Source organism: Micromonospora sp. MP36, assembly GCF_008119785.1.
Classification (GTDB): domain Bacteria; phylum Actinomycetota; class Actinomycetes; order Mycobacteriales; family Micromonosporaceae; genus Micromonospora.
Genome location: NZ_VSFA01000001.1, coordinates 292951 through 306701, shown reverse-complemented (window position 1 = coordinate 306701; position 13751 = coordinate 292951). Strand labels below are relative to the sequence as shown.

The following is a 13751-nucleotide window of genomic DNA, read 5'->3' as shown; positions in this document are numbered from 1 at the left end:
TAGTCGCTCCCGTCCGCCTTTGCTCTGCAGCCACCTACGCAGCGGGCACGGAACGTGGCTGCTGCGTATGCGGCTGCAGGGCAAAGCGGGCGCCGGAGAAGGTGCCTGCAGTCGTCGCCATTACGCACGGTGACGAGATGTCGGCGATCGCGGCGTCGCCCGCAGGGTCGACCTGCGCGGGCGATCTCGTATGGTCGTCGTTGGACAACTTCGAACGGGTCGAGGGTTACCGCATGCGGTTCGGGATCGTCCACGTCGACCACCTGACCCGGCGGCGCACGCCCAAGGAGCGCCCGCTGGCACCAGGAGGTGATCTCCCGGAACGGGCTGTGACGAGGTGGGGGTAACGGGGATGACGACGGCGCAGCGCCCGACCCTGGAGGCGGTGGCCCGCCGGGCCGGCGTGTCCCGGGCCACGGTCTCCCGGGTGGTCAACGGCTCCACCACGGTCGCCGAGTCGATCCAGCGGGCCGTCCGCCAGGCCGTCGAGGAGCTCGGGTACGTGCCGAACCTGGCCGCCCGCAGCCTGGTCACCCAGCGGACCGACTCGATCGCGCTGGTGCTGCCCGAGGCGGCGACCCGGGTCTTCTCCGACGACCAGGTCTTCCCGGGCATCATCCGCGGAGCGGCACAGGAGTTGGAGGCGGCGGACAAGCAGCTCGTGCTCATGCTGGCCGGCTCGCCGGCCGGGCACGAGCGGGTCGAGCGGTACACCACCGGCCGGCACGTGGACGGGGTGCTCTTCGCCTCGCTGCACGGCGCGGACCCGCTGCCCGGCAAGCTGGCCCGGCTCGGCATCCCGGTGGTGTGCAGCGGCCGGCCGCTGGACGGCGCCGAGGTGCCGTACGTCGACATCGACCACGTCGGCGGGGTCGCCCGGGCGGTGCGCCACCTGATCGAGGGGGGCCGGCGGCGGATTGCCACCATCGCCGGGCCCCAGGACATGGTCGCCGGCATCGAGCGGCTGGTCGGCTACCGGGAGACCGTCGCCGCGGCCGGGCTGCCCGAGCTGGTCGCGTTCGGCGACTTCACCCGGGAGTCCGGCACCGCGGCGATGCGGCAACTGCTCGCCGAGCACCCGGACCTGGACGCGGTGTTCGCCGCGTCCGACCTGATGGCGCACGCCGCCCTGCGGACCCTGCGGGAGGCGGGGCGGCGGGTGCCGGACGACGTGGCGGTGGTCGGCTTCGACGATATCGAGACGGCGGCGTACACCGAACCGCCGCTGACCACGATCCGGCAGCCGATAGTGGAGCTGGGCCGGGCGATGACCCGGCAGCTGCTCCGGATCGCGGCGGGCGGGACGGTCGAGCAGGCGCTGATGCTGCCGACCGAGCTCGTCGTCCGCGACTCCGCGTAGCCGAGAACCACCGGACAGGGCCGGGGCCGGGGGTGTGGCACCCCCGGCCCCGGCCGCCTCGCAAACCCTCCTACTTCCCGGACAACCGCCCGATCATCACGTCCGCGTCGCGGACCAGGACGGCGCGCACCTCGGCGTTCGGCACGACCTTCGGGTCACCCGCCAGGTCCCGGAACGGCCGGAGCTCCCGCACCGCCTGCTTGTTGAGCCCCTTGGCCGCGAACTTGCCGGCCTGGTCCAACGGTTTGTGCAGCTGGGTGGCACTCTCGGCAGAGAGCCAGCCGGTGGACCGGAACCGGTCCACCAGGTTGCCCATGTCCTCGATCGAGGTCGTCACGGTGAAGGTGATCGACCGGGTCGACCGGTTGCCCGCCTCGTCGGTCGCCACCACCGCCAGGGTGTGCTCGCCGAGCGACAGCCCGTAGAGCGGCAGCAGGGTGTTGTCGAGGATCGGCTTCCCGTCGAGCGTGCCGACCAGCGACGCCACCCCCGACGTACCGTCCGTCGCCGAGTAGGTGATCCGCACGTCCTGGCTGTCGCCGTACGTGGCGCCGGCCGCCACCCCGGAGAGGAGGACCGCCGGGGCCGTACCGTCGATCTTCAGCACGGCGGACTTCACGTCCTCGACGTTGCCCGCCCGGTCCGTCGCCCGGTACCGGAGGGTGTGGTTGCCGTCGCCGCGCACCTCCACCGAGTCGCTGTACGGCGTCCAGGCACCCCCGTCGAGCGAGTACTCGATCTTCCCCACTCCGGAGGTCTGGTCGGCGGCCGTGATGGTGACCGGCACAGCTCCGTTGTGCCACCCCGCGTCGCCCGGCGGGGCGAACGTGGCGGCGGAGACCGGCGCGGTCCCGTCGAGCTTGACCACCAGCTGCCGCGCCTCCTCGGCGTTGCCCGCGAGGTCCACTGAGCGGTACTCGACGGTGTGCTCGCCGTCGCCGGACACCGGGATCGGCCCGGTGTACGCGGTCCACCCACCGTTGGTCCGGTACTCGGTCCGCGCCACGCCGCTGTCGCCGTCGGTGGCGTTCAGGGTCACCGTGACGTCGGAGCGGAACCAGCCGGCGGCACCGTCCGGGTCCGCCGGGGAGGTCGTCGCCCGGGTGGTGGGCGCGACGGTGTCGGCCGGCAACTCCTGGAGCCGGATGTTGCGGAAGTAGACGTCGTCACCGTCGCCGTGGTTCTGGATGCCGACGTAGCTGGGCTGCTGCATCCGGGCCGGGTCGGTGTTGACGTACTGGTTGATCTTCACGCCGTTCAGGAAGACCACGATGCTCTGGCCCCGGACGACGATCTCGTACGAGTTCCACTGCCCCGGAGGCTTGAGCGCGGCGTCCCGGGCGGCCAGGTCGGCCGACTGGAAGTTGTAGATCGCTCCGGTCGTCTTCTCCGGCACGTCCGTGGCGTCGATCTGGATCTCGTGCCCCTGGTTGACCGCCGACCACGGGTCGTTGCCCGGGTTCGGGAACCCGACGAAGACCCCGGAGTTGTCGTCCCCGGCCAGCTTCCAGTCCAGCTTCAGGCGGTAGTCCCGGAAGCTCTGGTCGTACCAGTGCAGGCCCAGGCCGCCGTAGGACAGCAGGGTGCAGTCGGCGGCGTGCAGGAAGCCGCCCGGCCCGGCCTGCTTCCACTTCGCCAGGCTCGCCGCGGTGCCGTCGAAGAGGCTGGTGTAGCCGGCCTCCGGGGCGGTCGGCGTGCAGGCGTGCTGCGGCGCGTCGTCGAGCCGGAAGAAGTCGAACGACGCCGGGTTGCCGGTGCCGTTGAAGGCGGCGACACCCACCTTCGGGTTCGGCACCGCGGCCAGGTTCCGCGGCCGACCGACGGTCGTCCACTGCTCGCCGTCGGTCGAGTACGCCGCCGTCAGGGTCCGCCCGTCGCTGGTGACCTTCATCCACACCGTGTGCGGGAAGTCCACGGCCAGGTTGGGCGAACGGTCGACGGTGCCGCCGTCGATCGGCGACCCGCCCTGCTGCTGGATGAACTCGAAGTTGCGTACGCCGCTGTCGGTCCGGATGAACGAGAACTTGACGAAGTTCGGGTCGTCGCCGTGGACGATGAGGCCCGCCTGCTCCCACGTGTCCGTGTGGTCGATGGTCAGCTTCGTCACGGCCTGCCACGACCCGTCCGGGGCGTCCTGGAGCAGGATGTTCTTCGCGTCCGTGGCGCCGCCGTACATGTCACCCGGGAGGGCGTCGACCTGCAGCGACCCGTTGACGAGCCGGTAGTGCGCCGAGTCCTCGCGCAGCACCGTCCACCGGCACCGGTCGATGACCTCGCCGGTGAACTCGTCGTCCGGGTTCACCTCGGCGGACGGGTCTGCGCAGGGCGGTGCCACCCGGTAAGTGTTCACCGTGACGGTGGCCGACGCGGCCAGCCCGGACGGATCCCGCACCGTGACCTTGGCGGTGTGGATGCCGGCCCTGGTGTAGGTGTGCGTCGGGTTCTGCTCGGTCGACGTCGCGCCGTCACCGAACTCCCAGGCGTAGCTGAGCGGGTCCCCGTCCCGGTCCGCGCTGGTGGCGGTGAAGTGGACGGTCGCCGGGACCTCCGCCTGGGTGACGTCGGCCGACGCGCTCACCTCCGGCCGGGTGCTCGACGCCACGCCCTTGCCGTGGAAGGTGAACTGGTCGACGTCGAACAGCCCACCGCCGGAGCCCTTGAACACCAGGTAGAGCCGGTGGGTGCCGCCGGGGTCGGTGACCGGGACGACCGGGCTGTCGACGTAGTTGTCCCAGCCGCCGGTGTTCGCCACGGCCAGGCTGGCGACCAGGGGCCCGTCGGGCCGGTCCGCCCGGAATTCGAGGGTGCCGCCTCCGCCGCCCGAGGAGAGCCGGGCCTGGACACCGGTGATCCCGGTCAGGTTGTACGTGTCGAACGCGATCCAGTCGCCGTTGTCGATGTATCCGACGCGCTTCCCGCCGCGCGCGCCGCCCGCGTCGACGACCTGGATCCCGTTGGCCTCGGTGAAGTGCTCACTCTGCCGGACCCGCGGCTGGAGGACCAGCCGGGTCTGCCCGGTGAGCGGCGGCACCCCGGCCGCACCCTGGTCGGTGTAGGTCGCGGCGAGCACGCCGTAGAGGTTGGCGTCGGCGCTGTGGCCGTCCTCGGCGACGGTGTCGAGCACCCCCTCGCAGGCGTGCGTCTGGACCAGCCCGTGGCTGTGCGTGTCGTGGCCGAGGGCGTAGTCGATCTGCACGGTCCCGCAGTCGATCTCGCCGTCCTCGGGATCGGTGACGGTCGTCTTGAACGGCACCCGGTCACCGAACTGGAACACGCCACCGGCGGGCGGGGAGGTGAACTCGACGCGCGGCGCCGTGTTGCCGACCGTGATCTGCACGGTCGCCGTCCCGGTCGTACCGGCCTGGTCGGTCAAGGTGAGCCGGGCGGTGAACTGCCCCTTGGTGGGGTAGGTGAACGTGGGGTCCGGCTCGGTCGAGTCGACCGTGCCGTCGTCGGTGAAGTCCCAGGCGTAGGTGAACGAGTCGCCGGGGTCGGGGTCCCGGGATCCGGCGGAGGAGAAGGCCACGGTGAGCGGGGCCGCGCCGGAGGTCGGGTTGGCGCTCACCGCCGGGATCGGGGCGCGCTTGCCCTTGACGTAGTCGATCCGGTAGACGGCCGAGTCCGGCGCGCCGCCGAAGTAGCCGCTGCCGTAGTCGAGGACGTAGAGGGAGCCGTCGGGTCCGAACTCGATGTCCATCGGCCGCACCACCTGCTCGGGGAACGGGTTGATGCTCTGCGGCTGGCCGGCGTCGTCCAGGACGATGTTCTTGATCCAGCCCCGTCCCCAGTCGGCCGCGAAGAACGTTCCGTCGTAGTACGCGGGGAACTTGGTGTCCGACCTCAGGTCCGGGTCGTACCGGTAGACCGGGCCGCCCATCGGCGACTCGCTGCCGTCGCCGAACTCCGGCACCGAGGCGCCGTCGTACGTGATCCACGCCGGTTGCGCGGCGGGCAGGTCCTGCTTGCCTGTGTTGTGCGGCGAGGTGTTGCGCGGGGCGGCGCAGTCGAACTTCGGGCCGGAGGTCCCGGTGGCGAAGTCGTAGTCGTTGTATGCGACGTTCGGGCCGACGCAGTACGGCCAGCCGAAGTTGCCGGGGCCGCGGATCTGGTTGAACTCCACCATCCCGGCGGGGCCGCGGTTGGGGTCGGCGGCGCCGGCATCCGGGCCGTACTCGCCGAGGTAGAGCCAGCCGGTCTCCGGGTCGACGGTGAAGCGGAACGGGTTACGGAAACCCATCGCGTAGATCTCGGGGCGGGTGCCGGCGGTGCCGGCCGGGAAGAGGTTCCCCTCCGGCGACTGGTAGCTGCCGTCGGCGGCCACCTTGATCCGCAGCACCTTGCCCCGCAGGTCGTTCGGGTTGGCCGACGAGCGCTGCGCGTCGTACGCGGGGTTTCGGCTGGGCCGCTCGTCGATCGGGTTGTAGCCGCTGGAGGCGAACGGGTTGGAGTCGTCGCCGGTGGAAAGGTAGAGGTTGCCCGCCGCGTCGAAGGCGATGTCACCGCCGGCGTGGCAGCAGATGCCCCGGTTGGCCGGCACCTCGAGGATCTCCTGCTCGCTGGCTAGGTCGAGGGTGCCGCCGGTGAGTTTGAACCGGGACAGCCGGTTCACCCCGTCGAAGCGGGCGAAGTCGGCGCTGGTGCCGTCGTTCGGCGCGTCCCCCTCCGGGGTGTCCAGCGGGGGTGCGTAGTAGAGGTAGATCCAGCCGTTGCCGGCGAAGCCGGGGTCCACCCCGATGCCCTGCAATCCGTCCTCGTCGTGGTTGTAGACCGGGAGCCGGCCGGCGAGGCTGGTCACGCCCTCCGGGGTGGTGAGGAAGACGCGGCCGTCGCGGGAGGTGTGCAGCACCCGCCGGTCGGGCAGCACCGCGAGGTTCATGGGTTCGCCGGTGGTGTCCGCGCCCTTGGCGAGGGTCACCTGGGCGAAGTTGTCGTCGACGGTCGCCCCGCAGTCCGCCGGCAGCACGCCGGCCGCCGTCTGGATCCCGCCGAGCAGGTGCTTGAGGAACTCCGGTTCGGCGTACGAGGCGTCGGTGTGGCCGCCGCCGGTGTACCAGGACCGTCCTCCGTCGTACTGCTGGCACCAGGCGATCGGGTGGCTCGTGCCCATCGCGCCCGATCCCGCGCCGTACGTCCGCTCGTCGAGGGCCGCGAGCACGTGCACCTTGCCGCGCGGGTCGGTGCGGTAGTTGTACCACTCGTCGGTGCGAACCCACCGGTCCGGCAGGGACTCGGTGGACGGGTGCACGTGGTCGTCCACCTTCACCGTGGCCTGCTGGATGGCCGGGTGGCTGTTGAAGTACGCGCCCACGAGCTTGCCGTACCACGGCCACTCGTACTCGGTGTCCGAGGCGGCGTGTACGCCGGCGTAGCCGCCGCCGGCGCGGATGTACCGCTCGAAGGCCGCCTGCTGGTCGTCGTCGAGCACGTCGCCGGTGGTGGAGAGCCAGACCACCACGTCGTAGCGGGCCAGGTTCGCGTCGGTGAACGCCCCGGCGTCCTCGGTCGCGTCGACCGTGAAGTTGTTGTCCTGGCCGAGCTTCTGAATCGCCGCGATCCCGGCGGGGATCGAACCGTGCCGGAATCCCGCGGTCTTCGAGAAGACCAGGGCCCGGAAGCCCGGTTCGGCCGCCGCGGCCGGCGTGGCGAAGCTTCCGGATATCGGCAGCGCCAGCAGCGCACCGAGCGCTGCCGACAGCAGACGGCGTAACGGCTTGCGGGACACGGCGCCTCCTCATCCGATCGACCATCTTCTACGGGACCTTAACGGCCGCGAAACACAAAGGACAGATGCTGGAGACGAAACTTCTGATGGTGAGCGCACGACTTTTTGCATTTACAGGCGAAAGTGGCGGCATTAACTCGTCGCGCGTTCTGGGGGCTGCGGCTACCGTCGGCCCGTGTCTGCGATCCGTCCCGCCCACCCCGACGACGCGCCGGGCGTCGTGGCCCTCCGGACTGTCGTGCACCCCTACCTGGTGCGCGGTGTCGAGTCGACCCGGCACATGATCGCCCATCCGCCGCCCGAGGAAGACTGGACGGCCTGGGTGGCCGAGGCGGACGGGCAGGTGGTCGGCTGGGTGTCGGCGTACCGGAACAGCCAGACCTCGGAGCCGGACGTGGGTGAGATCTCCACCCTGCACGTACACCCGGCGCACCGGAGTCGGGGCATCGGCACCGCACTCCTGCATGCCGCGCTCGGCCACCTGCGCGCCATCGGCACGCGGCGGGTGCTCACCTGGTCCCAGCCCGGGTCCCTGCCGTTCGCCCGCCGGCACGGCTTCGCGCCCAGTCGGGAGCTGCGCTACTCCGCACTCGACCTACGGCCCGCCCCGCCGATGCCCGAGCCGCCGCCGGACGTACGGCTGCTCCCGGCCACCGAGGTGGACCCGCACCGGATCCATCAGGTGGACGCCGAGTCTTCGCTGGACGAACCGGGCGACGTCCCGACGGACGCCATGGGCTACGACATCTGGCACAACGAGGTCTGGATCAACCCAGGGCTGGACCGGGACGCCAGCACGGTAGCCGAGGTGGACGGCGTGCTGACCGCGGTCAGCCTGGTCAAGCGGGACGGCGACCGGATGTGGTCGGCGTTCACCGGCACGGTGCCCGGGCACCGGGGGCGGGGCCTGGCCCGCCTGGTGAAGCAGGCCGCGCTGCACCGCGCCGCCAAGTCGGGCGTACGGATCGCGTACACCTCGAACGACGAGGCGAACGCGCCGATGCTGGCGGTCAACGCCCGGCTCGGCTACCGGCCGGTGGCCGCCCAGTGGTCCTGCCTGCGCGAGCTCAGCTGAGCCCGGCGGCCACCTGTTCGGCGGTCGCGTACGTGCCCGTGCCGAAGGGGATGGTGATCTCGCCCTCGACCAGGATGATCTCCAGGTCAGCCCTCCTCGACGGACTGTCCGAGCGACCGGCGGGCGAGCAGGGTGGCGCCGGCGACGGCCGCCGGCATGATCAGCACCGCGCCGAGCGGGATCAGGAAGCACACGAAGACGGCCACCCCGAACCCCAGGGTGGTCGGGCGGTTGGCCTTGAGCAGTGACCGGCGCTCCGGCAGCCCCATCCCCCGGCGGTAGAAGGCCGCGCCGACCAACTCCAGGGCGAGGAACCAGCCACCCACCGCCGCGCCGATCACCGGGACGACCGTCTGCCCGACCACCGGGATGAAGCCGGCCGCGAAGAGGGGTACGCCGACCAGCGCGGAGACCGCCACCAGCCGTAGCGAGTCGACGATGCTGCGGCGCAGCGAGGCCCAGAAGGACACCTCGACCGCGCCCGGCGTGCCGCCGAGCCGGTCCTCGACCCGCTCGGAGATCTTCTCGTAGAACGGGTCGCCGACGGCCAGGGTGACCGCGGTGAAGGTGAGCACCCCGAGCAGCCCGGCCAGGCCCACGATCGCCAGCCCGGCGATCACCCGGACCAGGCCCCGCCAGGCCCCCGACCAGTCGTCGGCGAACGGGGTGACCAGGGCGGCGAGGTCGTCCACGAAGTACAGCAGGGTGGCGAACGCGGCGACGAAGAGCACCCCGGAGATGAGCGCCGGGACGATGCCGAGCAGCATGAGCCCGGGGCTGCGGACGTAGAGGCCGATGCCGCGCAGCAGCAGGCCGGCGCCGGAGAGGAAGCGGCTGGCGGCGCCGGTCACCGGCGCGGCGAGGCGGGGTACGTCCACGACCGGACAGCCTAGTGGTCGCCCGCAGCAACCCTGGTCGCGTGAACTCGGGCAGGATGGGCGGGTGCGTGCGTCCCGGCTGATCTCGCTCGTGCTGCTGCTGCAGTCGCGGGAGACGATGACCGCGGCCGAACTGGCCCGCGAGCTGGAGGTCTCCGAGCGCACCGTCTACCGGGACGTGTTGGCACTCTCCGCCGCCGGCGTGCCGGTGTACGCGGACCGGGGCCGGGCCGGCGGGTACCGCCTGCTCGGCGGCTACCGGACCCGGCTGACCGGGCTGACCCGGGACGAGGCGGAGGCGCTCTTCCTGGCCGGGCTGCCCGGTCCGGCCGGCGACATGGGGCTGGCCGACGCGGTGGCCGCCGCCGAGCTGAAAGTGCTCGCCGCGCTCCCGCCGAGCCTGCGGGACGCCCCGGCCCGGACCGGGCAGCGGTTCCACCTCGATGTGCCGGGCTGGTTCCGGCAGAGCGAGCCGCCCCGGTGGCTGACCGAGCTGGCCCGGGCGGTCTGGCGGGACCGGGTGGTCGAGCTGCGCTACCGCCGGGGCGAGCGGGAGGTGACCCGCGTGGTCCAGCCGTACGGGCTGGTGCTGAAGAGCGGCGTCTGGTATCTGGTCGGCCGGGTCGGCGACGGGTACCGGACGTACCGGGTGGACCGGGTGGTCGGCGTCGAGGTGGGCGGGGAGACCTTCGACCGGGACCAGGGCTTCGACCTGGGGGCGTACTGGCGGGAGCAGGCCGAGGCGTTCCTGCGGGACATCTTGCGGGCCGAGGTCACCGTCCGGCTCAGCCCCGCCGGCCTGCGCGCGCTCCGGCACCTCGTCGACGCCCCGTTCGTGTACGACGAGGCGGTCGGCGCCGCCGACGGGCCCGACGGGCAGGGCCGGATGGTGCTCCGGCTGCCCGTCGAGTCCGTCGAGGTGGCGTACACCCAACTGCTCTCGCTCGGCCCCGAGGTGGAGGTGCTCGACCCGCCGGAGCTGCGGGAGCGCTTCGCTGCGGCGGCCCGCCGCGCGGCCGCGCTCTACCTCGGCGGGCCCCTGTCGGATGCGGCGGAGACGGCCACGGCCGCCGGTCAGCGGTAGCCGGTGTCGTCCGCCGGCTTTCCGGCCGCGATCACCTCCTTCTCGTACCGCAGGAAGTGCGGGCGGGTGCCGTCGAGGTCGGTGAAGCCGTACACCTGGGCGAGTCCGCCGGCGTCGACGGACTCGCCGTTCCAGCGGGCCCGGTCCGGGTCGGCGGCCAGTGCGGCCACCGCGCGCCCGACGAAGGCCGGCGTCTCCGACATGACGAAGTGCGGCTCCTTCGTCGCGCCGTCGCGCCAGTTGGCCTCGGTGACCCCGTAGTGCTCCAGCATCGCCTCGGACCGCATCCATCCGGGGGTGAGCGCGACGGCCGTGCCGCCGTGCGGCGCCAACTCGTGCGACTGGGTGAAGGCGAGCCGGTTCACCGACACCTTGGCCAGGTCGTAGAAGACCGAGAGCCGGTACGTCCGGTCGTTGTACTCCTTGGTGCCGTCGCCGATCTCGACGACCAGGCCGCCCGGGTTGCGGATCAACAGCGGCAGGGCGAAATGGCTGGTGATGATGTGGGTGTCCACGGCCAGTCGGAGCATGCGGAAGCCGGCGTCGAGCGGCTGCTCCCAGACCGGCTTCTCCCAGGTGATCAGCGGGTCGCCGCCCCAGATGTCGTTCACCAGCACGTCGAGGCGGCCCTGCTCGGCGTCGATCCGGTCGACCAGGCGGCGTACCTGGTCGGGGTCGAGGTGGTCGACGGGGACGCCGATGCCGGTGCCGCCGGCGGCGGTGACCAGCTCGGCCGTCTCCTCGATGGTCTCCGGCCGGTCCATCTCGGAGCGGCGCTCCCGGGTGCTGCGGCCGGTGGCGTAGACGGTCGCCCCGGCGGCACCGAGTTGGACGGCGATCTGCCGACCGGCGCCCCGGGTCGCCCCGGCGACGAGTGCGATCTTCCCTGTCAGCGGTTGCGTCATACGGATGACGATGGCAGCGATACCTGACAGCGGAAGTCCGGTTTCCCGGGCGATCCGGATCCGCCATCATGGCCGGCATGCACCTGCTGCTCTCCGGGATCGTCGGCTCGGTCGCGTACGGGCTGGCCGGCCCGGGCTCGGACGTGGACCGGATCGGCGTCTTCGCCGCGCCGACGGTGGCCTTCCACGGCCTGCACCCGCCCCGGGATTCGGTGGTCACCACCGAGCCGGACGTGACCCGGCACGAGGCGCGGAAATACTGCCGCCTGGCGTTGAGCGGCAACCCGACCGCCACGGAGCTGATGTGGCTGCCGGACGACTGCTACGAGACCCGGACCGAGTTCGGCGAGCGGCTGATCGCCATCCGCTCGGCGTTCCTCAGCGCGCCCCGGGTCCGGGACGCCTACCTCGGATACGCCGGACAGCAGTTCCGGAAGCTGGCGGGCCGGGACTCCACCGTGGGCGGGCGGCGGCGCACGGCGAAGCACGCCCGGCACCTGGCCCGGCTGCTGCACCAGGGCCGGGTGCTCTACGCGACCGGCGTGCTGGAGATCCGGCTGGCCGACCCGGAGTGGTTCCGGGCCTTCGGCGAGCGGGTCGCGGGCGGTGCCCTGGCCGAGGCGGAGGCGCTGGTCGCGGCGGCCGAGCGCGACTTCGACCGGATCCGTACGCCGCTGCCGGACCGGCCCGACGAGGAGACCGTGGAGCGCTGGCTGCTCGACGTAAGGGCCGCCCACCTGCCGCCCGACCTGCTCCGGCGCTGAGGCCTCGGCCAGCGCCGCTGGTGTGGCATCGAGCGGTGCGGCAGCCGGCACAAGGTCCGGTCAATGCGCGCGCCAGCCGGGCCGCCGAGGGGATATCCCGGTGCCGGCGCGGCACCCGGCCGGTATGCTCGCCGAGCGTCCTCGACGACCGGAAGGAGGTGAGCGCCGTGTCCATCACGACATTGCCGTGCTCCCACCCGGTCACGAGGACCCGGGCGTCCTGACGGGAGCACTCGCCTCCCGGAAGGAAACCATGACCGACCTGGTCATCCGCCCGCTCAACGCGGGCGAGGAAAAGCTCTTCGATTCCCTGTCCGACCCCGGTCTGGTCGGGCGCGCCGCGTTCGGCGAGCGCTGGCTCGACATGGCCGCCGACGGCCAGTACCGCCCCGAGTGGAGCTGGATCGCGCTGCGCGACGGCGTCGTCGTGGCCCGCGCCGCCTGGTGGGGTGGGCCGGACGACGACCAACCCCTGGCGCTCGACTGGTTCGACTTCACCGACCCCGACGCGGCGGTCCAACTGCTCCGGAGCGCGCCGCTGCGGGCCGAGTACTCGATCTCACTACCGGTCGGCTGGCGCACCGACCCGGCGGTACGGGCCGAGGCCGAGGCCCGGATCGCCGCCGCCACCGAGGCCGGCATGTCGGTGCTGGTGTGGCGGTACCGGTACCGCTGGACCCTGGACTGCGGGCTGCCCGACCGGCCGGGGCGGCTGGAGTTCCGCCCGGAGCCGGACGACGCGGTCGTGCTGGACGTGCTCCGCCGCGTCGTCGAGGGCAGCCTGGACGCGCACGCCCGGCACACCGCCGCGGCGTCCGGACCGGACGCCGCCGCCCAGGAGGAGCTGGACCTATTGCGCTGGCTGCCCAGCCCGCGCGACTGGTGGCGGCTCGCCTGGACTCCGAACGGCGAGCTGGTCGGCCTGACCGTGCCGGCCCGCAACCACCGCGACCCGATCGTCGGCTTCGTCGGCGTGGTGCCCGGGCAGCGCGGGCACGGCTACGCGTACGACCTGCTGGTCGAGGCGACCCACGTGCTGGTCGAGGCCGGCGAGACGGAGGTCGTGGCGGCCACCGACCAGACCAACCACCCGATGGCCGCGGCCTTCGCCCGGGCCGGCTACCCGATCGAACGCGAACGCGTCGACCTGGTCTGAGCCCACGGCTCCCGGCGCGCGGGTCGCGCGCCGGGAGTCGCGTCAGTCCGCCAGGCGGCTGCCCAGATTCAGTCCACCAGGCGGACGCGGACCCGGCGGTTGGCCCGGCCCTTGCTCTCCACCTTGACCACCTGGACCTTGCCGATCTGGGCGGTGGAGGCGACGTGGGTGCCCCCGTCGGCCTGCACGTCCAGCCCGACGATGTCGACGATCCGGACCTCCTGCTCGTCCGGCGGGATCAGATTGGACTGGGTACGGATGATGTCCGGCAGGGCCAGCGCCTCCGCCCGGGGCAGCACCCGCACGGCGACCGACCGCTCGGCGGCCACCTCGGCGTTGACCAGCTCCTCGATCCGGGACTTGAAGTCCGGCGGCACCTCGGGGAGGTTGAAGTCCATCCGGGCCTCGCCGGGTTCCATGTTGCCGCCGGTGACCAGCGCGCCGAAGTCGCGGAAGACCACCCCGCAGAGCACGTGCAGCCCGGAGTGGGTACGCATCAGCATGGTCCGCCGGACGTCCTCGACCGCACCGGTGACGGCGGTGCCGACCGGCGGCAGTGGGTCACCCTCGGCCGGGATGAGCCAGAGGTCGTCGCCCTTGCGGGTGCCCACGATCCGGGTCTGCACCCCTGCCAGAGCAGCACCCCGTGGTCCGGCGGCTGCCCGCCGCCGCCCGGATAGAAGGCCGACCGGTCCAGCACGATGCCCTGCTCGGGATCGGCCGCCAGCACCGTGCACTCCCACTCCCGCAGGGTGGGGTCAGCGAGGTCGAGGCGGTGCGTACGGCCGTGGTGTGTGACGCCCATGC

The 13751-nt window shown here is 72.4% G+C and carries 8 protein-coding genes and 3 pseudogenes; 7 read left to right on the top strand and 4 right to left on the bottom strand.

The window, feature by feature from the left end; genetic code table 11:
- Positions 1–154 precede the first annotated feature (154 nt).
- A pseudogene (locus FXF52_RS01430) lies at positions 155–333 on the top strand (family 1 glycosylhydrolase); the annotation flags it as partial.
- A gap of 19 nt (positions 334–352) precedes the next feature.
- Complete coding sequence (locus tag FXF52_RS01425; RefSeq protein ID WP_148793281.1) at positions 353–1360, top strand: LacI family DNA-binding transcriptional regulator; 1008 nt, start codon at positions 353–355, stop codon at positions 1358–1360.
- Positions 1361–1430: 70 nt separating this feature from the next.
- Here FXF52_RS01425 and FXF52_RS42800 read toward each other — a convergent pair whose 3' ends face one another.
- Entirely contained in the window at positions 1431–7082 is a 5652-nt protein-coding gene (locus FXF52_RS42800; RefSeq protein ID WP_148793280.1) for a ThuA domain-containing protein, read from the bottom strand.
- Between the two features lie 175 nt (positions 7083–7257).
- Here FXF52_RS42800 and FXF52_RS01415 point away from each other — a divergent pair, with 175 nt between their 5' ends.
- Positions 7258–8157 (top strand): GNAT family N-acetyltransferase, encoded by a 900-nt coding sequence (locus FXF52_RS01415; protein WP_148793279.1) that lies wholly within the window; start codon positions 7258–7260, stop codon positions 8155–8157.
- Between the two features lie 86 nt (positions 8158–8243).
- Here the strand turns inward: FXF52_RS01415 and FXF52_RS01410 are convergent, their stop codons facing one another.
- Positions 8244–9035 carry an EI24 domain-containing protein gene (locus tag FXF52_RS01410; RefSeq protein ID WP_148793278.1) on the bottom strand — a complete coding sequence of 264 codons (792 nt, stop codon included), beginning with the start codon at positions 9033–9035 and terminating at the stop codon, positions 8244–8246.
- Between the two features lie 64 nt (positions 9036–9099).
- Here FXF52_RS01410 and FXF52_RS01405 point away from each other — a divergent pair, with 64 nt between their 5' ends.
- Positions 9100–10119, top strand: a complete 1020-nt coding sequence (locus FXF52_RS01405; protein ID WP_148793277.1) for a YafY family protein — start codon at positions 9100–9102, stop codon at positions 10117–10119.
- On the opposite strand, the gene FXF52_RS01400 is transcribed toward FXF52_RS01405, so the two are convergent.
- On the bottom strand, positions 10110–11024 hold the full coding sequence (locus FXF52_RS01400; protein WP_148793276.1) for an SDR family oxidoreductase: 915 nt from the start codon (positions 11022–11024) through the stop codon (positions 10110–10112). The two genes, FXF52_RS01405 and FXF52_RS01400, sit on opposite strands and share 10 nt — an antisense overlap.
- A gap of 77 nt (positions 11025–11101) precedes the next feature.
- On the opposite strand from FXF52_RS01400, the gene FXF52_RS01395 reads away from it, so the two are divergent.
- From FXF52_RS01395 to FXF52_RS01385, 3 genes and pseudogenes are all read left to right on the top strand, one after another.
- Entirely contained in the window at positions 11102–11788 is a 687-nt protein-coding gene (locus FXF52_RS01395; RefSeq protein ID WP_148793275.1) for a DNA polymerase beta superfamily protein, read from the top strand.
- Positions 11789–11800: 12 nt separating this feature from the next.
- A pseudogene (locus FXF52_RS43960) lies at positions 11801–11950 on the top strand (hypothetical protein); the annotation flags it as partial.
- 91 nt (positions 11951–12041) lie between these two features.
- Positions 12042–12944, top strand: coding sequence for a GNAT family N-acetyltransferase (locus FXF52_RS01385; RefSeq protein ID WP_148793274.1), 903 nt, complete (start codon positions 12042–12044; stop codon positions 12942–12944).
- A 68-nt stretch (positions 12945–13012) separates the two neighbouring features.
- On the opposite strand, the pseudogene FXF52_RS01380 reads toward FXF52_RS01385, so the two are convergent.
- Positions 13013–13749 (bottom strand): annotated as a pseudogene (locus FXF52_RS01380) (alanyl-tRNA editing protein).
- Positions 13750–13751: the final 2 nt, after the last annotated feature.

Bases quoted from the DNA above. Each gene is read 5' to 3' on its own strand.
- FXF52_RS01425 (WP_148793281.1), top strand. From the start codon at position 353: ATGACGACGGCGCAGCGCCCGACCCTGGAGGCGGTGGCCCGCCGGGCC.
- FXF52_RS01400 (WP_148793276.1), bottom strand. From the start codon at position 11,024: ATGACGCAACCGCTGACAGGGAAGATCGCACTCGTCGCCGGGGCGACC.
- FXF52_RS01395 (WP_148793275.1), top strand. From the start codon at position 11,102: ATGCACCTGCTGCTCTCCGGGATCGTCGGCTCGGTCGCGTACGGGCTG.
- FXF52_RS01385 (WP_148793274.1), top strand. From the start codon at position 12,042: ATGACCGACCTGGTCATCCGCCCGCTCAACGCGGGCGAGGAAAAGCTC.